We start from the raw sequence: 23,853 nt of genomic DNA on the forward strand, positions 1-23,853 counted from the left end.
TCTCAATATTGTTTGTTATTACTGCATTTTTTTGAAGAAACTTTAGGTCGGAATTGGGTTCCAGAACGATTTAAATATTTATATCACCTAAAGTCGTAACTATTAATACTAGGCTACTCTATATGGGTCTGCTATGGTAACAGTGTAGTCCTTCATCATATTCATTAAACTATGCCACGTCAAAATTCCAACGCTGACACATTATTGTTTATTATGCGCCACGGTGAGGCAGAATCATTGCGGGTTGATGACAAAAGTCGTCAGCTAACCGAGTTTGGTCGTGCACAAGTCTCTGTAACGGCTAACTGGCTTATAGATAAATACTGTGAAGACAGGCAGGTAGATCTTGCATTGGTTAGCCCTTATCGTCGAGCCCGTCAGACTTTTGACATGCTCAGTCTTGATTTAAGTGCCGGCAAGTCGGAAAGTTGCGACGATATTGTGCCTGAAGGTAATCCAGCAATGGCCCACGATTATGTTGATACGCTGCTCAACGCGCATTCCGGCCGTGGTCATCAAATTAACCGTATGTTACTGGTTAGCCACATGCCGTTTGTGAGTTATTTTCTGGATGAAGTGTGTACTATCCCAACGCATAGCCTGTTTGCAACGGCATCTGTCGCGGTGGTTCGCTACAATATTCATAAACAGAAAGGCGAACTCGTCGCGCATTTTCAAGGCTAGTAGTCTGTCCTGCTCCATCTTTATCCGCAAAAATTGAAAAACCTCTTAAGAAGTTAATTTCTCAACCGATAAACTATGTAGTGAGAGTGTAACCAACTGCGCAGGGCAGTAATTCGAATGACAACTAAATCCATCCCTGATTTGCTCAGGCGTTCGTTAGAGAGTCATATGGCTGAGGCCGATCTTAAAAACGATGAAGAACTGAAGGATATTCTCGGTAAGTTGAGTTCATTGTCGGAAAAGGTGGCTGCGGCTAAGGCGCAAGTATTGGCCCGACGTGCGCGGGCCAGTGAAGAGTCTTAGTTCTCTGAAGACGTTTCCCGGGGTGTTTCAAAGTATTCCGGTAATACCCGTACTGTTTTAATCATGTTGTCTTTTATATCGACAATTTCCATTGGATAGCCCGCAAGGCGAACACTTACTTGATGCTCAGGAATTTCCTCAAGATATTCCAGAATCAAACCGTTCAAGGTTTTAGGCCCATCTAGCGGTAAGTTCCAGTCCATTTCTTTGTTTAGATCTCTGACGTTGGCACTGCCATCAACCAGTACACTGCCATCTTGCTGAACGTTGGCTTCTTTGCTGTGGTCCGGCACCATTGAAGTGGTGAAGTCACCGACAATTTCTTCCAGAATATCTTCCAGTGTTACCAGGCCCATGATGTCACCGTATTCATCCACCACCAGAGCGATGCGCTCTTTTTCAGCCTGGAACTTATACATCAGAGTATGCAGTGGAGTAGATTCAGGCGTGTAGTAAATTTCCCGTACTGCACGAAGCAGACTGGATTTGGTGAACTGGTCTTTCGATAACAGACGCAATGCGTCACGGGCGTGAACAAAGCCCACCGCATCATCAATACTGTCACGGTAAAGTAAAACGCGCGTGTGCTGGGCGTGGGTAAGTTGCTTCTGAATTTTCTTCCAGTCTTCATTGATATCAATGGCGACGATTTCAGCCCGCGGCACCATGATGTCTTCAGCGGTCACGTTTTCCAGATCAAGAATGCCGACCAGCATATCTTGGTGTTTTTTCGGGATCATCGTCCCGGCTTCATAGACTACGGTTCTCAACTCTTCCCGGCTGAGCGAGTCATCATTACCGTTCTTAGAGTCGATGCGTAATAAAAACAAAATGCCGTTGGTGATGGAGTTAATCATCGCCACGAACGGATAGAGTACAAACAGCAGTGGTAATAAGATGAGCGAGCTAGGAAACGCCACTTTTTCCGGATACAGCGCGGCCAGTGTTTTCGGTGTGACTTCTGCAAATATAAGCAGCACCAAGGTAAGACCAAATGTGGTAGCGATGAAGCCCCAATAATCGCCGAACAACCTCGTACATAAAATGGTAGCAATGGCAGATGCAGCAATGTTTACCATGTTGTTGCCTATAAGGATAAGACCTATTAGGCGATCAGGACGTTCGAGTAACTTCTGCACACGCAATGCGGCGCGGTTACCTTCATTTTGTAGGTGTTTAAGTCGATAGCGGTTAATCGACATCATGCCTGTTTCAGAACTAGAGAAATAGGCGGATAAAAGTATCAGTACGCCAAGTGCAATAAATAGCGTGCTTGTTGATATGTCGTCCAAAAAAAAGGGTTCCTTTACCTGTGTGGACTGTCCAATTTAGTTATTCAGCCAACGGGTTTCAAGTGTAAGTTTGTGAAACTACGCATACAGTAGCCGCTTTTCACCTATTTTGGCGGAAGCAGCCCACTGATTAGTGATATTTTTAGTCTAAAGTAGTACTTCCCGAACGAAGCGACTACCGAAATAGGCGAGGGTAAGCAACAGCAAACCAACGACGGTAAGTACAATTACCTGTTTGCCTCGCCATCCCCAAATGCGCTGCCCGGTGAGCAAAAAGGCATATACCACCAGGGCAACGAGCGACAGCAAGGTTTTATGGGCGTACATCGTACTGAACATGTTATCGAGAAATACGAATCCGCTAATGAGCGACAGTACCAACAAAAACGTGCCGACGAGCAACAGTTTAAATAACATGCCTTCGACAAGCATTAACGGCGGTAATGGAGAGTTAAGCAGTGACGCGCCTTTTTGTTTTAGCTTGTGGGTAATAAACGACATTTGCAGCGCATAAAGAAAAGCGATAACCAGCGTGCCATAAGCGAAAAGCGACAGCGTAATATGAATAACCAGGCCGGGTTGCATCTGAATATGCATGATGTGTGTAACAGGCACAAAAACCGCTGCGGCAATAGTAAGAGCTGAAAATCCGAAGACAACCGGTAACAGGATAATATTCGGCATCACCGATGCGCTGATGAGCATGGAGGCGGTAATTAACCAGGACACCAACGAGAGGACGTTGGTAATACTCATGTTTTGCCCTGGCGCAATCACGATGGCCTGAGACAAATAACCGATATGTGCGGCAGCCCCGACAAGCGACAAAATAATCGCCAGTTTTTTGTTTGGCGACTGTTGATTAACAATTTTTCCCATCAGCAGATACGCTGCGGCAAGATAAAAAATAATGCCTGTAACGGCAAATACGGTGATCATCCCAATTCCTGTGCAAGATTCGCCGTGCAATAATCTGACGCGATATCCTTTGGCTGTCGGTTCGCTACTGTGCGAAACGTTTTTTATTTTAGCATGACCGGTGTTGGGAGGAAGGGCGTTATTCTCCGGAAAATAAAAAATAACCGGTCCATGAATCTTTGCCTGTATTGATACTGCAACTGCACAGAGAATTCAACCAGAACCATTGTTTTTACACAGTTTAGGGCAATATAAAGAGAGAAAGTGTATTCATGGTTCGTTGTGAACGCCTTTTTCGCTATAATGCCGTGAAAATGAATAATCCGATTTAAAGAAGCTGCCTTATGTTTGAGAATTTATCTGAACGCCTTGGCCAGACGTTACGCAACGTTTCTGGTCGCGGCAGACTCACCGAAGACAACATTAAAGAGACGCTAAGGGAAGTGCGTATGGCACTTCTGGAAGCAGACGTTGCGCTGCCTGTCGTTAAAGACTTTGTTGCTCAGGTGAAAGCCCGTGCGGTTGGCACGGAAGTGACCAAGGCGCTGAAGCCTGGTCAGGTATTTATTAAAATTGTTCAGTCTGAACTTGAAGCGGTAATGGGTGAAGCAAATGAAAAGCTAAACCTTTCTGCTCAACCTCCTGCTGTGGTACTGATGGCCGGCCTTCAAGGTGCGGGTAAAACAACCAGCGTGGGTAAGTTAGCCAAATACCTCACTGAACGCGAAAAGAAAAAAGTGCTGGTGGTGAGTGCCGACGTATATCGCCCCGCCGCGATTAAGCAGCTTGAAACCCTGGCCGACGATGTGGGTGTGGGTTTTCATCCTTCAACGGCCGATCAAAAACCTATCGACATCGTTAATGGAGCTATCGACGCCGCCAAGAAGCAGTTCTATGATGTTCTGTTAGTGGATACCGCCGGTCGTTTGCACGTCGATGCCGACATGATGGACGAAATTAAAGCGCTGCATGCGGCTGTGAAGCCGGTTGAAACCCTGTTCGTGGTTGATGCCATGACGGGTCAGGATGCGGCGAACACGGCAAAGGCATTCAATGATGCACTGCCATTAACGGGTGTCATTCTGACCAAAGCGGATGGTGACGCCCGTGGTGGTGCTGCACTGTCCGTGCGTCAAATTACCGGTAAACCCATTAAGTTTATTGGTATGGGCGAAAAAGTGGATGCCCTTGAGCCATTCCACCCTGAGCGTATTGCGTCTCGTATTCTGGGCATGGGTGACGTACTCAGCCTTATTGAAGAAGTCGAGCGCAAAGTCGATAAAGACAAAGCCGCTAAACTGGCGAAGAAAGTTCAGAAAGGCAAGGGCTTCGACTTGCAAGACTTCAAAGAGCAGCTCGAGCAAATGCGTAACATGGGCGGCATGATGGGATTAATGGACAAGCTGCCTGGCATGGGCGGCATGGCTGACAAAATCAAAGATCAGGCAAATGAAAAGCAGTTTAATCAAATGGAAGCCATCATTAATTCGATGACACCTGCTGAACGTGCCCGCCCTGATGTGATTAAAGGTTCGCGTAAGCGCCGTATTGCTGCCGGTTCCGGTACCCAAATCCAGGATGTGAACCGTCTGCTGAAGCAATTTACGCAAATGCAGAAAATGATGAAGAAAATGTCTGGTGGCGGCATGAAGAAAATGATGCGCCAGATGAAAGGTATGATGCCGCCAGGTGGAATGGGCGGTGGTGGCGGTATGTTCCCGCCACGGTAACCCTTTTTAGCTACGCAACACCAGAAGAAGCTGCCTTGGATGTAATTGTTCAGGCAGCTTTTTTCGGCATTACAACGCACAATAATTCTCATGCCGAGTTCAAGACAGGAAATTTATGGCCGGTTTAAAACGCATCATTCTCATCGACACACACTTACCCGGTGTGGTTGAACTGAAAACGGACGGACACACAAATATTTGTGGTACCAATGCCTCGGGTAAAACCACCTTACAACGTCTGATCCCCGTATTTTACGGTGAATATCCAAGCCGGGTGGTACCTGCTACCCGCGACAGTTTCGAGCGCTGGTATTTACCGCGCACTTCCAGTTTTATCATTTACGAATACACCCGCGCAGAAGGCGATCTGTGTCAGGCTGTGTTGAGTTCAAATGGCACTGGTGTGAATTATCGGTTCATCGGCAAGCCTTTCGATATCAATGATTATTTGATTGAACAGAAAAACGGCAAACGGGCAAGCGTCAGCAGTGCCGAGTTGGCCCGTGCTTTAAAGCGAAACAATGTGCTGGTAACCAGCCTGCTTACCACCAAAGATTTCCGTGCCATTCTGCAAAACGATCACGGTGTGCTTAACCAGAGCAGTAACGCCCGTGAACTACTCGGTTACGCCCGCATATTCAGTTTGTGTCAGCCGAATCTTCATGTTCGCCATATTGAAAAGCTGGCCAAAGCGGTTCATTCCAAAGAAGGCAAGATGGAAACCATCAAAGCCATGATTGCCGCCATTCTGGAAGAAGACGGCGTACAACCGCCCACATCCAACCTCAGTCGCAATCGTGTGGATGACTGGTTGCGTGAGTGTCAGTTAATAAAGCAATTCGATCGCATTCGTCCAGAGTTTGCCAAATTGGAGCAGGCCGATATGGCGCTGGGCTCCACCGAAAAACAATTAGCCGGATTGAAAAAAGTTTTCGAAAACGACAAGAGTCACCTGGCGGCGGCGCTGGAAACCTCGAAAAGTCAGCTGGAAGAGAATCAGTTTCAGCGTAAGCAGAATGATAATCAGTGGGCAGAAACCCGCGATTCTTTGAATCAGACAGTATCGTCGGCCCGTGCTGACGTGGAGAAGTACACCGCAGAACTCGACGCGGTGGAAGATGAATTCCAAAGCTGGCAAGAACAAAATATCGAACAGCTCAAGGAAGATGTAGCCAACCTTGGCCAGTGGCAGAACGAACTTGAACTGGCCAGTAGCCGCTACACACTGCTGACCGAAAAGCACCAGGATATTGAATCCACGTTTAACCGCCGGATAGCTGAGCTGGGTGAAAAGCTCAGTATGAACCTGGAACAGCTGTCTGCCAGTCGTCAGGAATCGGCTGATAAGCGCAGTGAGTTGCAGCAAAAAGAACGGGATGCGTTACAGGTTATCCGTGACGATTTTGCTCAGCAATTACAAACGCTGGACCATGCACATCAAAATGCGTTGAGCGATTTAAAAGTCAGCGAAGCGGAATTAAAAGCGGGGCTAAATAACGCCGGTTATAACGAGTTCGAACAGTCACAGTTAGATCTGCTCGATGCGGCAATTAAAGAAGCCAGTGTGAACGAAGATGCTGCCCGCAGTGAATATCGTCAGGCTCAGCAAACACACAGTAAGGCGATTCAGCACCGTCAAACGGCGTCTGCGGCACTGGATAAAGCTCGTCAGCATCATCAGAAGCAAGAAAAGCTGGTTGAAAGCATCAATCATTTGCTTTACCCCGGCGAAGGTTCGCTACTGGAATTCCTTCGAGGCAACCTGGATGACTGGGAACATTCCCTGGGCAAAATCATTCGCCCGGAATTGCTAGAGCGCAAAGATCTGGCACCGCAATTAGCCGAAGGCGATAGCCTTTTCGGCATCAAGTTGGCACTGGAAACCTTAGATACACCCGAATACGCCAATACCGAACAAGAACTCAAAGCCCGTTTGAACGCGGCAGAAGAAGCCCTTGAACTGGCGCTGGCATCACAAAATGAATGCGAGTCGGCATTAGCACAAGCCAATGAAGCAGTGCGAAACGCCGAGCTTGCCATGACCCAACGTGATAATGCGGTTCGCAGTGCAGAAGCAACCCGTAAACGGGCACAGCAAGATCGTGATTCGGTGCTGAGTGAATACCAGCAGGCATTGTCGGTACGTAAACAAAAAGCCCGCAGCAAGCTGGAAGAGAATGTACAAGCCAGAAAGCATCTAGTGGCACAGTTCGAGCTCGACCGCGATGAAATTAAAGATCAACAGCGGGAAACGGAAACCGAGCATAGCTTCCACTGGCAACAACTGATTGCTGATACCGACGCCCGAATTAGTCAACTCGACAGCGACATGCGCAAGGCCCGGGATAACGCCGCAAAAGATAAGCGTGACACCGAGCAGTGGCTTGAGAACGAATTGAATAATCGCGGCGTTGATGTGGATGAAATCGGCGAACTGAAGAAGCGCACGAAGAAACTCAAAGAAGACATTTATAGAACGGAAACCCACCGCCATAAGGTGGCAGATTACGAGCGCTGGTATCAGACCGTATTCAACGGTCATAAAGTGGCGTGGCAGAACAGCCTGGCGAAAGCCCGTAAATCGCTGGCGGAATCTGAACGTGAACTGGCGCAGAAGCAAACCGTGTATCGTGAAACTCGCGAGCAGCTGAAAGACCAACATGCTCAGTTGGAAACTTCTGTTAAAACAGTATCAGAGCAGCATGAGCAAGTGGTGAACTTCTCTCGTTCGCTGGCAAAAATCGCCCTACCTAGTGTTCAAAGCGACGATGAACAGCGTCAGGACGAGCTCTCCATTAACCAACGCCTGTCGCTGGTACAAAGCGCGTTGCAGGAGCGTGAAACCTTACTGTCTGATGTAAAGGCGTATGTTGAACGGTTCGATCAGCTGATTGCTGCCCAGGCCGGTACGGGTCTGTCTGATACCTGGGAACGTGCTCGTGAAGAATGCGCGGTGATGAACGCGCAAGGTGTGAAGAGTATTGATCATCGTCGTATGGTTACCCACCTTGCCCAGCTCTTAAATGTGATTGTGCCGCAGAAACTGCAGGGCCTGAAAGAGCAAGGCAGGATCTTTGGGGCCGACCTGAGCCAGTACTACTTCGTATTGGCCGATATCGACAAACGTATTGTCAGTCAGAGCCGCCGCATTACTAAAGAGGTAGACGGTGAACTCTTCCTTGATGGCGTGTCAGATTCCGCAGTGAAAATCCGTTCGCGGATCAGCGAGCTGGAATTTTGGCCTGAGTTGGAACAGTTCCGCAGTCTTTACGATGCGTGGATGGCGGAGGGCGCTAATCAGCTGCCGGATGAAGAATACGGCCAAAGCATGCGCCGGGTGTTGGATATTCTTGGGCGCGCCGCACTCACTGGCGGTATCAGCAAATTGCTGGATATTGAATTGCATTTGCGGGAAGGCAACAGCGACCTGGTAATACGCACTGACAGACAGCTTAACGAGTCGTCGAGTCACGGTATGGCATACCTTATTCTGTGTAAATTCTTGCTGGCATTCACCCGACTGCTTCGTGGTGAAGCTGATGCCACCATCCATTGGCCTATTGATGAATTAGGTACGCTTCACCAGAGTAACGTGAAGAAAATTTTTGATGCCTGTCAGAACAATAATATCTGTGTGGTAGGGGCTTTCCCTAACCCGGAATCAGACGTGCTGACGCTGTTCGACAACCGTTATCTTATCGATAAGGTGAGCCGTCAATTGCAGGTGGTAGAGCCTAAAGCCAGCGCCATTGCCGAACGAATCAAAGCCCGTCGTGAACAGGAGGCTTCAGCATGATGTCAGAACAAGGTCGTATTTTAAGTCTGCTGTTAAGTGGTCAGTTTGTTTGTCAGGTTAGTGACGAAGAAGGTTGGCGGTTTCTGAAAAGCCGAGACAATGCCGCAAAGCTGGAGCCGCACCTGAACGTGCTCAATCGTACGCTGGCGTCTACCGCTGAAGGGGATGTGTTTTTTGCCGCATACCTTACACTGGGGGACGACGAGCGCAAAGTCCTAACGCAACAGTTTCAGGAAACAGCATCTAGCTTGGTGCCTCTGGTAGAGTGGCTGTTATTGGTGCAACAGGCGAGTGAATCGGATATGCCGGTAACCATGGGTAACGCCTTGCGCTTAAACGAGTTGCAAAGCGTGATTGAAGATACGCCAGCCTACGCTGAGCAGCTGGAGAAAATTTCCCGCTATCGTATTTTCAACTCTACCAGCATGAATTTAGATGGTCAGTTGAAGCAGGTTTTCAAACGTCTTACCGACATGGGCTATCTCGTCAAACCAAACTCTGAGAAACAGATTTATCTGGTGACCGGAAAGGTAGAACACTTATACGAGATGATTAAATTCATCGACGAGACAGAAAGCTTGTCGTTATCGGCACAGGCCGAAGCGGCGGTACAGCAGGGTAGTCTGTTATGAGTCAGGTGTTAATTCAGGCGGGTAACCGCCTGTTAAATGCGCTTGGCCGTCATAGCGAGCTTATAATGCAAGCTTATGTAAATGGCTCGGTAAAAGAGGCTGACCACAGCCGTAAGGTGTTGGAGCAATTGGTGCAACTCGGCGTGCTTTGGCGCCCCGATCCGCAAAGCCCATTGCGTTTGAAAAATGCGGTGCGCGCACTGTTAGAAGGCAGTTTGCAGGATGATCGCAGCCGTACCATAAACACCAATATCACGGCGTCATTGGCGAGCCTGCGCACGCTGGCCGAGCATTACAAAGAGTCACTTCACCATAATCGCTTTAATGAAGCCCATGCGCACATGGGCGATCTTACTGAGCATGTTTACCAGCTGACGGAATCGCTTACGAACAGCGTGCGCGTGCTGTTTGGTCGCATTAATAACGAATTCGGTTATGTGAGTTCGGTGGAAGCCAAGATCCGTGAAAACGAATTGGCCCAGGGCCAGGTAAGTGACTTGCTGCAACAGCTTGAAAGCTTCCATTTTGACGAGCTCAGCGAGCTGGCAGGCAGCAACCGTGAATTGCGCCATTTGTTGGTGGTAGCGCTACAGCAAAGCTTCTCTAAGGCAGCGCAGGAGCTGTCGGTAGTACAGGCGCGTTTGCTTGATTTACTCGGACGCTTTCGTGAATTTCAGGGGCGTACCCGCCTTCTTAAAGGCTTCCTGCTGCATATGGAACAACAACCTGATTTTACACCGGGAAATTACCCGGCGCTGAGTCAGGTGCCGGTATTGTTTAATCAGTCTGCCAGTCTGCTGGCACCGGCGGCAGCCGACGTGAATCAGGTTGAACATGAGGCTGATTATCAGATGATTGTCAGTAATTTGACTGATATTCATCGTCGCAAGCCTGATGAGGAAAGCCACAAAGCCGCGCAAGAAATTGAGGTAGCGGAACAGGGCAGTGTATCGTTAGAGAAAGATCCCATTCACCAGGCTGTTGATGACTATTTTTGTGATGTCATCGATTCAGGGCAACCTAAGTCGGCGCTGGAATACTTTGCCGAACATGCACTGGACTTCGATCAAGAGGTGTGGATTTATCAAGTGATTGGTGGTTACCAGTCCCTTGACGAAAATGACAAACAATTTTTCGCCTTAGATGCCGCTGGGCAGCCTGATAAAACTTTTACCGGCAATTTCTATATTAACGACGTCACACTGGGTTTGCGCTGATATTCCATATTGGCACAAACCCCCATGATTCAGATCAAAACTGATCTAAACAAAGGGTGCAATTTGCTGCAAAGTAAATATAATTAACAATTGTGTAACATTATGAACTTTGTTCTATGTCAGTGCGTAATATGCTTGTCACTTTGAGGAAGCAAAGTGATCCGCCGACCGATGGCAGTTCCATCGAATTAGAATATATGGCACACAACGGAGAGTAATATGCAGTTGTCCCATGAACAGGCCTTTAACCAGGCTTTAATCCGTTTATCAGTTCTGTTGTATCAGGTTGACGGTAAAGTAACGCTTTCGGAACAGGATTATCTGGAAGATGTTATCGACAAACTCGATTGGCAGAGTCCTATCTGTCGGGAAGCTTTTTTCACCGATGCAATCTATCAAACACGTCAGGTTATCGATGCCGGAGAGCAACTACGGTATCTACGAACGTTGCAGAATGATTTGATTTTCGATGCTGACAAGGCGCTGGAAGTAGCCATGGCCATCACTGGTATCGACGGTGAGCGTAGTGAAGAAGAAACCGAGTTACTTTCTTTGCTTACCCATAAAGTGCTTGCTAAAGCATTGGTGAATGGCAGTCAGCCAAACACGGCAACGCCACTGAATTAGCATGCTGTAAATCAGGCTTAGAAAAACCGTCTGCCGACGGTTTTTTTGTGCCCACTTCTTATCGAAAAGGATGAATACACTGCATATGAAAACGGGACCATGCAGGTCCCGTTTGTGTTTTTAACTTTGCTGACGCTTAAGCAATTTGCTGCTCATCGGCATCGGTCAACTCTTTCTCAAGTCGCTGTGTTTCATCAGCCCGAGGCTTGGTGAAGCGGGCGAGGGCAAGATACAGCACCGGCGTGAGATACAGGGTAAACACAACCGCAATACCCAAGCCACCAAACACAACCCAGCCAATGGCGTTGCGGGATTCCGCACCAGCACCCGACGACAGGATGAGCGGCAGACCACCGAGGATGGTAGATACCAGCGTCATCATGATAGGGCGCAGACGCACTTTACCGGCTTCTACAATGGCATCATAAACAGAGTGTCCTTGATCGCGAAGCTGGTCGGCAAATTCGATCAGCAAAATAGCGTTCTTCGCTAACAGACCGATTAGCATCACCAGCCCGATTTGCGAGTACACATTAATGGACGTATTGGTGAGGTACAGGGCATAAATTGCAGCCGCAATACCAAACGGTACTGTAAGCATCACCACGATGGCGCTGTTAACACTTTCAAACTGAGCCGCAAGGACCAGCAATACAATGATAAAGGCGAGAATGTAGGTAAGCGCGACCTGCTGTGAGGTTTCTTCAAATGTTTGTGCCTCACCTAAGAATACCAGGCCGATACCATCGGGCAAGGTGTCGTTACCCAATGCACGTAAACGTTCTACAGCTTCGTTAATGGTGAAATCATCCGGTAAATCCATCGATAAGTTGATGGCTCTGCGCTGGGCCTGGCGTTCCAACTCAGCGGCTACACCTTCTTCTGTAATGTAAGCCACGCTAGACAGCGGGATCAACGAACCGGTTGTGGATTTCACGTACAGGTTGGTCAAATCAGACGGGTTGGTAGTATTGCGCTTACTGGATTCGAGCATAATGGGAATGGCCTGATCGCCCACGTTCAAATCGGCAATGTCATCACCATTTACTGCCGCACGTAAGGTGGCAGCAATATCGCTTAGCGGCACACCCAATTCCTCGGCACGGCGACGGTCGATATTCACACGTAATTGTGGCTGTGTAGGTTCATAGCTGACGCGAGGCGAACCAAGCTGTGGAATGTTTTCTTCGATAGCTGCGGCAAAGTCTACCGCTGCATCGTAGATGCCTTCGTAGCTATTGCCGGTTAGCGCCAGTTCCATGCCGCCACTCTGGCCGCGAAGATTCAAGCTGTTACCACCAAACGCATTACCTGGTGCACCCGGAATAGCTTGCAGGCCCGGACGAATTTCTTCGACGATGTCTTGCAGCGATTTATCACGCTCGTCCCAGTGTTTTAGCGGCACGGTAATAAATACGATGTTTGGGTCCCAGGAACCGACAACGGTATAAACAGAATCAACGGTGCCGTTTTCCACGTAGGGCATCAGCATTTCTTCCATTTTATACGCCTGGCGATCCATGAAGTTCATGCCAGCGCCGTCAGGTCCACGGGCGAAAATACGAATAGTACCGCGGTCTTCACTGGGTAATAACTCATTGTTGATATTCTTGGCCGTAAACCAAGCCCCAGCAGCGGCAACGATACTGAGTACCACAATCAGCCAGGCATATTTCAGCGACCACACCAGGGACCGCTGATAGCCACGTAAACAGACATTACCAAAACGGCCCAAGGTTGAAGAGAACAAGCTTTTCTCTTTTGCTGCTTTCACTGGCAGACGGGCAGTTAATGCGGGAACCAGTGACAGGGCAACGAACGAAGAAATGATCACCGCACCTGCCAATACACCACCAAACTCACGGAACAAGCGCCCGGCGGTGGAGGGCAAAAAGGCAATAGGAATAAATACGGAAGCAAGTACGGCGGTTGTCGCCACAACGGCAAAGAATACCTCGCGGGTACCAATCACCGCAGCCGCGCGAGCACCCAGACCCATGCCACGACGTCGTTGGATGTTTTCCGATACCACGATCGCATCATCAACAATCATCCCTGTGGCTAATACCAGCGCTAACAGGGTAAGAATGTTGATAGAGAATCCCAACATCCAAATCACACCCAGTGCACCTGCTAGCGATACAGGAATGGAAAGAGCGGGAACAATCGTCGCTCGCCATGAGCCAATAAATACAAGAAGGGTCACCACAACCAGTACGATAGTGGCGCTTAAAGAGCCGATAACTTCGCCTACTGAATCACGAATAAACTCAGCGTCATCACTGGTCACTACAATGTCCATGTCAGGGAAGCGCTTGTTCAGGCCTTCAACCATTGCCATGACTTCATCGGAAATCTCGATGGTATTAGAACTCGCCTGACGAATAACACCGAGGCCAATCACCGGGCGTCCGTCTAGTCGTACCATAGATGTACTGTCAGCGGGGCCAAAAAAGACGTTTGCAACATCACCTACGCGAATGTCGCCGCTTATCACGATATCAGACACATCTTCAGCACTGATTGAGGTGGCATCGGCGCGCACGATTAATGATTGGTCCTGCGATTGGATACTGCCCGCGGGAACGTCAAATGGGGCTTGGGCCAGTACGTTCGCTACGTCAGTCATGGACAAGTTAAAACTGGTTAAACGTAGCGGGTCCACCGACACGCGTAACACCCGTTCACGATCGCCGCTCATTTGCACATCGGCTACGCCAGGAATGCTTAGAAATAGTGGCGCGAGGTCTGTGTCTACACGCTCGGTTAGCGTTTCCATATCCAATGTTTCGCTGGATATGGCCAAGCTAACTACCGCCTGGGCATCACTGTCGGCGCGAATAATTGAAACTTGTTCAACGTCTTCAGGAAGTTGACGCTGCACGCGGCTAACCGATTCCCGGGTTTCGTTGGCGGCATCTTCGAGATTAACACCAGGACGAAACTCAACCCTTACCCGAGCCGATCCTTCTTCACTTTGTGCGGAAATATTTTTTACCCCACTCACCCGGGCAACAGCGCCTTCCAGTCGGCTTGTTACTTCGGCATCAACCGTTTCCGGTGATGCTCCGGGAAATTCGGCGGTAACCGTAACCTGAGGGGTATCAACGTCGGGAAGTTCACGAACTTCAAGACCATTTATCGCGGCGAAACCCGCAATAACGATGAGTAAGTTAAGTACAACAATAAGTACCGGGCGTCGAATGGATACGGAGGGTAAATCTCCGGTTTGCAGGGAATGCTTAACCATTGTCGGTGCTCCGGCGCGCCAGTTCAGTGGTGATTTCCTGACCTTCGCGAAGACGTTGTATGCCTTCTGAAATCAGCTTGTCACCGGGAGACAGGTTGCCGGACACTAAAATGGTGCCACGTAAGCGTTGATGCACAGTGACATCAATGCGCTTAGCTTTACCATTTTCTGCAATCCATACGTAAGCTCCGGTTGCGCCCCACAGTAGAGACGCTTCGGGTACGGCTGCGTATTCATTGCCATTAATTTCAAGATTTACCCGGAAGCTCATTCCCGGGCGAAAGTTATCTGCATTATTGTCTAACATGGCTTTTGCACGCAGTGTGCGGTCGGTTTCGCTGATGCGTGAATCCACTTCGGCAATCTCAGCGGGCAACTGTTTATCACGGCTTGACCACGGTTGCAGAGTAACTTGCGGGTCGTTCAGTAGCACTGTTAATGCCGCTTCAGGGGCACGAAAATCGATAAATAATTTGCTTCTGTCATCGAGAGTGGTGATAGCGGTGGTGGCGGTAATACGGTCACCAACTTCAACATCGGTTAAACCAACAATACCGCTGAACGGTGCAGCAACGGCGCGGTCTTCTAAATCCGCTTTGGCCTCATCAAGGGTGACTTTGGCAAGATCGCGAGTGGTTTCAGCCAGATCCAGTTCACTTTGCGGAATGGCGCCTTTCGCGCGGCTTTCCTTTAAGCGTTGAAATGAACGTTCTGCATCTAGGAGTTGCAATTCTGCGCGGCGCACGGCCACCCGTTGACGACGGTCATCTAAACGAACAAGTACCCGGCCTGCCTCTACGTATTGGCCAGGGACAAAATTCACTTCTGTCACTTCATCGGCTACAGCAGGGTATAACACAACTGAACGGACAGCTTCTGCGGTACCCACCGCTTCTACATCGCGTTTTGCATATTGAAATTTAATTTCTTCGAGCACCACCAGTTTTGCCTGGCTGTCGCCAAAGAACTGCGCTTTTGCACTGGTGCTTAAGGCGAGCAGTGTAAGAGATAAGCCGAAAAACAGCATTGTTCGTAAATGAGAGATCATTAATAGTTCCGTGATTAAAATCTTTGCTTAGCCGAAAAGCACTGGCGAACGGGCAGGCCCAACGGCAAAACCTTTCTATTGTTAATTTTTTGTGGTTTTAAGTGGCGTATAGCACCACACCCTCATTAGCTAAGCAATTGCAGTTCAGCGTACTCTCGATACAGCGTATCGTTTTCTAACAGTTCATCGTGTTTTCCCGTGCTTACAACGTGTCCCTTGTCCATCACAATGATGCGATCCACATGTTTTACGGTGGCAAGACGGTGGGCGATGATGATAGTGGTACGACCTTCCATGAGCTTATTTAAAGCTTCTTGCACCATTTTTTCACTGCGGGCATCTAATGCGCTGGTGGCCTCGTCCAGCAGCAACACCGGACGATCTGCTAGTAAGGCGCGGGCGATAGCTATGCGTTGTTTCTGCCCACCGGATAAGCGCACGCCTCGTTCGCCTAATTGGGTTTGGTAGCCATTTTCAAGTTCTTCGATAAACTCATGAGCAAATGCTGCTTTTGCCGCTTTTTTCACTTGTTCATCGCTGGCAAGCGGGTTGCCATAGCGAATATTTTCAATGACAGAAGTAGCAAACACCACCGGTTCCTGGCTTACCATGGCAATTTGACTACGCAGTGAAGATAATGACAAAGAGGTTACCGGCTCAGCGTCAAGACAAATGCAGCCGGCTTTAACATCGTAAAAACGCAGTAGCAATTGAAACAGCGTTGTTTTACCTGCACCGCTTGCCCCGACCAAGGCCACTTTTTCACCAGGGTTTACATCCAGGTTCAGTTTGTTGAACAGGCACGAGCTGCCGGGATATTGGAATGTGACATTGTTGAAGCTAATGGCCGGAGGCGTGGTGTTGCCGTTGTTAAAATCCGTTTCACCGGAATGAATGGCGGGCTCTGTGGCCAATAGTTCCAGCAAGCGTTCGCTTGCACCAACACCGCGCTGCACTTCACCAATCACCTCACTCACTGTGGCTACACTGCCTCCTGCCATGACCGCATAAAATAAAAATGCAGACAGTTCGCCGGCAGACATGTCGCCAGAAAAAACTTGTCGGGCACCGAACCAGGCAATCAACACAATGGCGCTTAAGCTCAGCAGCATAATAAGACCAATGAGCAGTGAACGGTAATGAATACGGCGTTGGGCCGTTGTCATAACGGCATCCACACTGGCGTTAAACTGGCGGGCTTCGAGGCGCTCAGCGTTGAAAGCCTGAACGGTCATAATTTCGTGCAGGCTTTGGTCGATATGTGCCCCTAAATCGGCAACACGGTCTTGACTCAATCTTGCGTATTTTCTTACCTGTGGCGCAAGTAGGCGAATAGGGACCAACACCGCAGGCACGGCTAACAGCACACAAAGCGTAAGGATAGGGCTGGTGATAGTCATTAACACCAGCGAACCGATAAAGGTGATGGTAGAGCGAATAGCCATAGACAAACTCATACCCACCACCGTTTGCACAATAGTGGTATCGCTGGTGAAGCGTGAAATCACCTCTCCAGTACGAAGTTGTGCAAAGAAAGAAGGGGGAAGTGTGAGTAAATGCGAAAATACCGACATGCGGATGTCTGCACTGATGCGCTCGCCTAGCCAGGTCATGAGGTAAAATCGCACATAGGTGGCGAGACTAGCCACGGCTGTTATTACCAGCACGCCCAAAACTGCTTTGTTCAGCATATCGGCATTATCGTTTAGAAAGCCCTGGTCGACAGCTAACTTAATGCCTTGCCCCAAAAGTAGCCACGCGCCCGCGGCAACAAGAAGCGCGACTATCGCTCCCGCCACTTTCAGCCGGTAATGTGCCAGCAACGAGGAAATCCAGGCGAGTACCTGTGTGGTGGTGACAGTGGAGTGAGTTGGCGAGTCGGACATACCTTTCCTGAATAGCTTAGCATCTTAATAACCGAGTTTACGTTAGTGGTGAGAGTTCGGTCTGCGAGATCCGACCATTACGGTATTCAGCACGACTAAATACCTAACAAATTTTATGCCTGTAGATTTGAAATTCTGGCGTCTTTGACCATAGTTAATGCATAACCCTTGTCCGTGAATCTCTCAACGTTGTCGCAAGCGAACTGCAAAATGAGTCAGGAATTTTAATGTCAGAAAGAGCGCTGTTAGTTGATGATGTAGCCAACGTGCTAGCTTCGTTTAAGCGTAACCTTAGAGGGCAATTTGCATTTGACGTCGCAGATAGTGGTATGGCGGCGCTGAAAATGTTGTCTGAAACAGAATACGCGGTATTGGTTACCGACATGCAAATGCCTGAAATGGACGGTTTAGCACTGCTTAAAGTGGTGAAAAAGCGCTTTCCGAATGTGGTTAGAATCATGCTTACCGGAAACGGCGATTTGCAAACAGCCGTTGATGCTGTCAACGAAGGAGACGTGTTTCGTTTCGTGACCAAGCCTTGCTCTGTCGACGCTCTTCGTTCCGTCATTACTGCCGGTTTTCGTCAGCATCAATTATTGATGAGCGAGAAAGTACTGCTAAACGATACCGTCAGCGGCGTTGTAAACGTTCTGTCAGAGGTGATTGGGCTGGTTAATCCCGGTACTGTGACGAGGAATGTGCAGGTAAAAAATTACATGATGCAACTCGTTCGACAGATGGGGCTTAAACCCAGTTGGACATTTGAACCCATGATAGAACTCTCCAGGCTGGGCGCCATTCTCACTCCCAGCATCGAAGCTGATCGGGATAGCACGTCGGCAATGTCTCATGCCGAAGCGGAGTTAATGGAGCAGCACGCAGGATTAGCCCACGACCTGCTCGCGCAAATTCCCCGGTTTGAGTCCATTTCGCGAAGTATTCTTTATCAGGATAAATGTTTCGATGGGCAGGGCTTTCCCAAAGACGTCGTAAAAGGAGAAGACATTCCTTTGGGAGCCCGCATGCTGAAAGTGGTGAATGATTTTCTAGATCTTCGCGATGCAGAAATGTCGTTTTCCGATGCAATAAAACACATGCATGGTGTGCAGTCAAAATACGATAAGAGAATTCTTGAAGCCTTTAATGCGCTACTTTTTCAGCAGCACGATGTACTCCAGGTATCGCTGGAAGAAATTGATGTTGGCATGGTGGTCGCAGAACCCCTCATGACAGCTTCTGGTAGGCGGCTTGCGCCATCGGGCCAAGTTATCACAGCGTCGTTTCGTCAATTGTTATCACGGTGCGTTGCCAACGGACTGTTGAACGCGAGTACGCATATAAAAGTCTATTTTGATGACGATGATCAGACATTCGATAAGGAAGCGAGTTAATGGATTTATGGCGTTTTACCGTACCTGATTCTGCTTACTTTACTGAAGTAACGGCGAGCTACAATCCTTTCATATTATTCCTTTCTTTACTTGTATCTACCTTAGCCGCTTACTCATTAATCGTAGTGTTTAAACGTGTATGGCAGACTCGTCAGGCTGAAGCCAACAGGTTGTGGAAATGGTTTGGAAGCGTTGCCTTTGGGTTAGGTGTATGGGCCATGCATTTTACCGGCATGCTGGCGTTCATGCTGCCGATTAGTATGTCTTTTAATGTGGTACTTACTGTTTTGTCGATAGTTCCGCCAATGTGCGGAGCTTATATCGCCGCAAGAATTTTGGCGTCGCAGCGTTTTTCTTCGTTGGATATTCATGTTAGTGCTCTTGCCCTAGCACTAGGTATTGGCGCGATGCATTATATTGGCATGGAAGCGATGAAAACCCAGGCATATATGGTGTATAACCCCTGGCTGTTTATCACCTCGATTGGTTGTGCGTACCTGTTAGCCTTAATCGCTATTTTTATGTTGGTATACGTGCAAAAAAATAATGTCATCGGCCAACCTGGATTGATTGCCTGTGCTGTGGTGATGGGTATGGCAATAGCCGGTATGCATTATGTCGCCATGTCTGCGGTTCATTTTTATGTTGCTACCGGTGTTGACGTGTTGCATCACGAAGAACACAGCGGTTCGGCAATACTCGCACTTACCATCACGGGCTTAGTGTTCGTGATTTTTGCTACTACCTTGCTAGGTTCTATTGTTGATAAACGTTTGCAGGCGGCTGAACTTGTTGCAAGGGTCAGCGCTGCTCGGGAAAAAGACATTGTTGAACATCTCGCTGATGGGTTAATGATAATTAACAAAAATGGCCGTATTAGTATGGTCAATCATGCTGGCCTGACAATGTTTGGATACACAAAACAGAATGAGCTTAGGCATGCAGACATTAATAAAATTTTACCTGGCTTTAAATTAGCGTGGCTAATTGAGGATGTTGAAAGCGAAGACAAAGTCACCCAGCTAGAAGGGCGGTGTGCGGACGACAGCGTGTTGTCTTGTGAGGTGAATTATTCCCCGATGACAGCGGTGACGGAAAATGCTCAACTCTATAATGTAGTAATTCGGGATGTGAGTCAGCGTCTCGCGTTGGAAGATCAGCTTCGCCAGGCGCAAAAAATGGAATCCATTGGCCAACTCGCTGCAGGCATTGCCCACGAAATTAACACGCCAACCCAGTATGTCTCTGACAACATGTCATTTTTACAAGGCGCGACAGCATCTTGCCTTGCTGTTGTGAGTAAAACCCGCGAGTTTTTACAGGCCGCCAACAGTGAACAAGAGGCGCTGTTGAAAAGCGAACTTGCCATACTTGTCGAAGATGAAGACATCGACTTCTTTATCGAAGAAATTCCAGTTGCAGTTGAGCAATCTTCCGAGGGCCTAAAACGCATTGCGAAAATCGTTAGTGCAATGAAGTCCTTTTCCCACAGTGGCGACGACTCTATGACCAAAGTCGACCTCAAGGAAGCCATCAATGCCACTATCACTGTGGCACGCAGTGAATGGCGGTATGTGGCAGACCTGAGCGCGGAGTTTGACGAAGATCTACCTTTGATTACGTGTAGTCGTGATGAAGTGAATCAGGTTGTACTGAATTTTATTGTTAACGCAGCACACGCGGTGGAAGAAAGGTATGGCCGCGATTCCGCTGCAAAAGGGCACATTACTGTCAACGTGTTCTGCCGCGAAAACGAAGTCACTATCACCATTGCCGACAATGGCGTAGGAATGAGTCGGGAAATCAGCAATCGCATTTTTGAACCATTCTTTACCACTAAGCCGCCAGGCAAAGGCACTGGGCAAGGATTGTCTTTAGCGTATGCCATTATTATCGAAAAGCATCATGGTAGTATCACGGTAAACAGTGAGCCGGGGCAGGGCACGACATTTAATATTGTACTGCCGGTAGAGCAGGGGAATTTCCACAGCGAAAATGAGGAAAGCCGTGAAGATCTTATTTGTTGATGATGAACCCATGATCCTAAATGGTATTCGGCGCGCCCTCTACCGTTCAGGTTGGAAAATAAGCATTGCAGACGGACCACAAAAAGCCCTCGATTCACTGCAGGACATTCAACCGGATGTGATTTTCTCAGACGCTATTATGCCAGGGATGAATGGCGTTCAGTTTTTACAGCAGATTAGTGAAATATCGCCCTGTATTGCGCGGTTTATATTGTCTGGTCAAGCTGATGAAAACTTGGTGTTACAAGGCAGTCAAGTTGTCCATGGCTGGTATACGAAACCGTGCTCTCACACCTTATTGAATGAACAATTAGAAATAATATCATCCATTGCCGCCATGTTGCCCGTGGAAGCGCCGGATGTGGCCGCACAGGCCACAGCTTCTCCTTTATTTGCACCGCTCTCACTGTTGAAGCAACACATGCAGTGTGTAAATGGACAGGTTTGCGCACTCGGTAATGCTGACATCAGTAAATTCACCGATGACCAGAAACAGGCGCTGTTCCACGTGGCTGAATCCCTATTTAACGATATCGATACTGATAAAATAAAAGATGAGGCATCACTTGCTCATCTCACTCAAACCCGTTTTCCCCTGCTGCTGCTCACTGAAATGTATCTGCGGGCGCCTGAGCTCATCCAAAATGAAGAACTGAAAACACAGGTTACACTGCATGGTGAGCAGTTTGCCGAACGCGACAATACCGACGGCATGGCACTGCTGATAAACCTTTTGAAGCCGTTATTACGTGATAAACTTACCGCCACTGAACATATCTCTGTGGATACAATGCTGCTTTATATGCTGCACGTTTGGAGTCTGCCGTACTCGGTTATTCATAAAACACTTTGAACCGCAGGATAACCCGTATTTAAAGGGTCAGATAACGGCGCTTTTTTCTTCACTAAACTTGCATTTCCCTTCCATATCCGTATAATTCCGCGGCCTTCTTGCTGGCACTGGATTTTTCTGTGTTTTTCAAGGGGTAAGTTAACGGTAACGCTACAACGAGTTTGAGGCAACTATGGTTACTATTCGTTTACAGCGTGGTGGCGCGAAAAAGCGTCCATTTTATCAAGTAGTTGTGGCTGACAGCAGCCGCGCAAGAAACGGTCGTTTCATCGAAAACATCGGTTTCTTTAACCCAACTGCACAAGGTCAAGCAGAACGTCTGCGTTTAGATCTGGAACGTGTAGAGTACTGGGTTGGTGTTGGCGCTAGCTTATCTGAGCGCGTTAACAGCTTGGTAAAAGAAGCTAAAAAAGCAGCAGCGTAAGCTGCGCTTAATTCTGGTAGGTAGAGATGAGTCAAGCGTCTGACAAAGTGATTGTTGGCAAAATCGGTGCGCCGTACGGTGTGAAAGGTTGGGTCAAGATCAACAGCTTTACTGATGTGCCAGAGGGTATTTTTGACTACTCACCGTGGCAACTCAGTGATGGTAAAGAATATCAAATTGACCAGTGGCGACCTCACGGTAAAAGTCTGGTGGCGAAAATTGTGGGTGTAGAGAGTCGTGACGACGCTGAGCGTATCAAGAATCTCGACATCGCGATTAACGAAAACCAGTTACCTGAATTAGATGAAGGTGAATTTTACTGGCGGGAGCTCACCGGCATGCAGGTGGTAACTACGCAAGGTTACAATCTGGGTGTGGTGAAAGATGTGTTTAACACCGGCGCAAATGACGTTTTGCAGGTCCGCGCTAAGGTGAACGACGCATTTGGTCAAAAAGAAAGATTATTGCCGTTTGTGATGGATTCCGTCATCAAATCGGTCAATAAGGCTGAGAGTGTGATTACGGTAGACTGGGATCCGGGGTTCTAGTGACTGCGGAGAAATGGTTCGGCGTTATCAGTTTGTTTCCTGATATGTTCGCTCCCTTCATGCAACAAGGCGTGGTAGGGCGAGCTGTTAAATCAGGCATTCTGGATGTCGAGATGTTTAACCCACGTGATTTCACCCACGATCGTCATCGTACGGTAGATGATCGCCCTTATGGCGGTGGTCCTGGTATGTTGATGATGGTGAAGCCTTTAACTGACGCCATAGCCGCGGCTAAACAGGCCGGCGGTGAACATGCAAAGGTGATTTACTTATCACCACAGGGTAAAAAGCTGGATCAGGCAGGGGTTAAACGCCTTGCCACCAACGACCGCATGATTTTTATCTGCGGGCGTTATGAAGGAATCGATGAGCGCGTCATTGAGGCCCATGTTGACGAAGAATGGTCAGTAGGGGATTACGTGTTAAGCGGCGGCGAACTGCCAGCGCTTGTGCTCATGGATGCGGTAGCCAGAATGGTGCCGGGTGTACTCGGTCATCAGGCGTCTGCCATTGAAGATTCCTTCACCGACGGGTTATTGGATTGTCCGCATTATACGCGGCCTGAAGTGCTCGACGGGAAAGCGGTTCCTCCTGTGTTGTTAAGTGGTGATCACGAAAAAATCAGACAGTGGCGACAAATGCAATCGTTAGGTAGAACCTGGCAGCGTCGCCCTGAGTTATTAAACAACCTAGCTCTGACTGAGGAGCAGCAGCGTCTTCTTGAAGTATTCAAGTCGCAGTTGCAGCAAGATGACAGTTAACTAGGACGAGAGGATATGATGAGCAAAGTCAGTCAAGATATCATCAAGAAAATTGAGCAAGCACAGCTCAAAACTGATGTTCCTGCGTTTGGTCCAGGTGACACAGTAATTGTAAAAGTTCGCGTTACTGAAGGTGACAAAGAGCGTCTTCAGGCGTACGAAGGTGTTGTTATCGCTAAGCGTAACCGTGGTCTTCACTCGTCTTTTACCGTACGTAAAATTTCAAGCGGCGAAGGCGTAGAGCGTGTGTTCCAAACACACAGCCCGGCGGTTTCTTCTATTGAAGTTAAACGTCGTGGTGCAGTTCGTCGTGCTAAGCTTTACTATCTGCGTGAGCGTTCAGGTAAATCTGCACGTATCAAAGAGAAGCTTAACTAAGATTACTAATCCTTGCGTTACTGTTAACTATGAAAAAGCCCGCTTTAAGCGGGCTTTTTTGTATTTTCTAATAAATAATGATTATCTA

Annotated in this window: 19 protein-coding genes; 14 read left to right on the top strand and 5 right to left on the bottom strand. The window is 48.4% G+C overall.

Annotated elements, in window-relative coordinates; all coding sequences use genetic code 11:
- Positions 1–171: 171 nt before the first annotated feature.
- Both sixA and ACXAFQ_RS02475 read left to right on the top strand, forming a co-directional pair.
- Positions 172–684 carry a phosphohistidine phosphatase SixA gene (sixA, locus tag ACXAFQ_RS02470; RefSeq protein ID WP_474817999.1) on the top strand — a complete coding sequence of 171 codons (513 nt, stop codon included), beginning with the start codon at positions 172–174 and terminating at the stop codon, positions 682–684.
- Positions 685–801: 117 nt separating this feature from the next.
- Positions 802–987, top strand: coding sequence for a hypothetical protein (locus ACXAFQ_RS02475; RefSeq protein ID WP_474818000.1), 186 nt, complete (start codon positions 802–804; stop codon positions 985–987).
- On the opposite strand, the gene ACXAFQ_RS02480 is transcribed toward ACXAFQ_RS02475, so the two are convergent.
- Both ACXAFQ_RS02480 and ACXAFQ_RS02485 read right to left on the bottom strand, forming a co-directional pair.
- On the bottom strand, positions 984–2,279 hold the full coding sequence (locus ACXAFQ_RS02480; RefSeq protein WP_474818001.1) for an HlyC/CorC family transporter: 1,296 nt from the start codon (positions 2,277–2,279) through the stop codon (positions 984–986). The genes ACXAFQ_RS02475 and ACXAFQ_RS02480 overlap by 4 nt on opposite strands.
- Before the next feature lie 147 nt (positions 2,280–2,426).
- Positions 2,427–3,218: a cytochrome C assembly family protein gene (locus ACXAFQ_RS02485; protein WP_474818002.1), complete on the bottom strand. Its 792-nt coding sequence runs from the start codon at positions 3,216–3,218 to the stop codon at positions 2,427–2,429.
- Positions 3,219–3,541: 323 nt separating this feature from the next.
- Here ACXAFQ_RS02485 and ffh point away from each other — a divergent pair, with 323 nt between their 5' ends.
- The 5 genes from ffh (at position 3,542) to ACXAFQ_RS02510 (ending at position 11,199) form a co-directional block, all read left to right on the top strand.
- Positions 3,542–4,927 (top strand): signal recognition particle protein, encoded by a 1,386-nt coding sequence (ffh, locus tag ACXAFQ_RS02490; RefSeq protein ID WP_070126912.1) that lies wholly within the window; start codon positions 3,542–3,544, stop codon positions 4,925–4,927.
- A gap of 115 nt (positions 4,928–5,042) precedes the next feature.
- Positions 5,043–8,723, top strand: a complete 3,681-nt coding sequence (locus tag ACXAFQ_RS02495; RefSeq protein WP_474818003.1) for an ATP-binding protein — start codon at positions 5,043–5,045, stop codon at positions 8,721–8,723.
- Positions 8,720–9,355, top strand: coding sequence for a condensin complex protein MksE (locus ACXAFQ_RS02500; protein WP_474818004.1), 636 nt, complete (start codon positions 8,720–8,722; stop codon positions 9,353–9,355). The genes ACXAFQ_RS02495 and ACXAFQ_RS02500 overlap by 4 nt, the downstream gene beginning before the upstream one ends.
- Positions 9,352–10,572 (top strand): phosphoenolpyruvate carboxylase, encoded by a 1,221-nt coding sequence (locus ACXAFQ_RS02505; protein WP_070126909.1) that lies wholly within the window; start codon positions 9,352–9,354, stop codon positions 10,570–10,572. Before ACXAFQ_RS02500 ends, ACXAFQ_RS02505 begins: the two co-directional genes overlap by 4 nt.
- A 219-nt stretch (positions 10,573–10,791) precedes the next feature.
- The gene (locus ACXAFQ_RS02510; protein WP_070126908.1) at positions 10,792–11,199 is read left to right on the top strand and encodes a hypothetical protein; all 408 of its coding nucleotides are present in this window, start codon (positions 10,792–10,794) and stop codon (positions 11,197–11,199) included.
- A 136-nt stretch (positions 11,200–11,335) separates the two neighbouring features.
- Here the strand turns inward: ACXAFQ_RS02510 and ACXAFQ_RS02515 are convergent, their stop codons facing one another.
- From ACXAFQ_RS02515 to ACXAFQ_RS02525, 3 genes are all read right to left on the bottom strand, one after another.
- Complete coding sequence (locus ACXAFQ_RS02515; protein ID WP_474818005.1) at positions 11,336–14,449, bottom strand: efflux RND transporter permease subunit; 3,114 nt, start codon at positions 14,447–14,449, stop codon at positions 11,336–11,338.
- Positions 14,442–15,497, bottom strand: a complete 1,056-nt coding sequence (locus ACXAFQ_RS02520) for an efflux RND transporter periplasmic adaptor subunit (protein WP_474818006.1) — start codon at positions 15,495–15,497, stop codon at positions 14,442–14,444. Before ACXAFQ_RS02520 ends, ACXAFQ_RS02515 begins: the two co-directional genes overlap by 8 nt.
- A 125-nt stretch (positions 15,498–15,622) precedes the next feature.
- A complete protein-coding gene (locus ACXAFQ_RS02525) occupies positions 15,623–17,383 on the bottom strand; it encodes an ABC transporter transmembrane domain-containing protein (protein ID WP_474818007.1) in 1,761 nt (586 codons plus the stop codon).
- Positions 17,384–17,610: 227 nt separating this feature from the next.
- Here ACXAFQ_RS02525 and ACXAFQ_RS02530 point away from each other — a divergent pair, with 227 nt between their 5' ends.
- The 7 genes from ACXAFQ_RS02530 (at position 17,611) to rplS (ending at position 23,765) form a co-directional block, all read left to right on the top strand.
- Positions 17,611–18,774 (top strand): HD domain-containing phosphohydrolase, encoded by a 1,164-nt coding sequence (locus ACXAFQ_RS02530; protein ID WP_474818008.1) that lies wholly within the window; start codon positions 17,611–17,613, stop codon positions 18,772–18,774.
- Complete coding sequence (locus ACXAFQ_RS02535) at positions 18,774–20,801, top strand: MHYT domain-containing protein (RefSeq protein WP_474818009.1); 2,028 nt, start codon at positions 18,774–18,776, stop codon at positions 20,799–20,801. Before ACXAFQ_RS02530 ends, ACXAFQ_RS02535 begins: the two co-directional genes overlap by 1 nt.
- A complete protein-coding gene (locus ACXAFQ_RS02540; RefSeq protein ID WP_474818010.1) occupies positions 20,782–21,654 on the top strand; it encodes a response regulator in 873 nt (290 codons plus the stop codon). The genes ACXAFQ_RS02535 and ACXAFQ_RS02540 overlap by 20 nt, the downstream gene beginning before the upstream one ends.
- Positions 21,655–21,826: 172 nt before the next feature.
- Positions 21,827–22,078: a 30S ribosomal protein S16 gene (rpsP, locus tag ACXAFQ_RS02545; RefSeq protein WP_070126901.1), complete on the top strand. Its 252-nt coding sequence runs from the start codon at positions 21,827–21,829 to the stop codon at positions 22,076–22,078.
- Between the two features lie 26 nt (positions 22,079–22,104).
- Complete coding sequence (gene rimM, locus ACXAFQ_RS02550; protein ID WP_474818011.1) at positions 22,105–22,626, top strand: ribosome maturation factor RimM; 522 nt, start codon at positions 22,105–22,107, stop codon at positions 22,624–22,626.
- A complete protein-coding gene (gene trmD, locus ACXAFQ_RS02555; RefSeq protein ID WP_474818012.1) occupies positions 22,626–23,387 on the top strand; it encodes a tRNA (guanosine(37)-N1)-methyltransferase TrmD in 762 nt (253 codons plus the stop codon). The genes rimM and trmD overlap by 1 nt, the downstream gene beginning before the upstream one ends.
- 18 nt (positions 23,388–23,405) lie before the next feature.
- A complete protein-coding gene (rplS, locus tag ACXAFQ_RS02560; protein WP_105936106.1) occupies positions 23,406–23,765 on the top strand; it encodes a 50S ribosomal protein L19 in 360 nt (119 codons plus the stop codon).
- The last annotated feature ends 88 nt before the right edge of the window (positions 23,766–23,853 follow it).

The sequence above is a fragment of the Alteromonas sp. ABH2_165 genome (genome assembly GCF_056159945.1).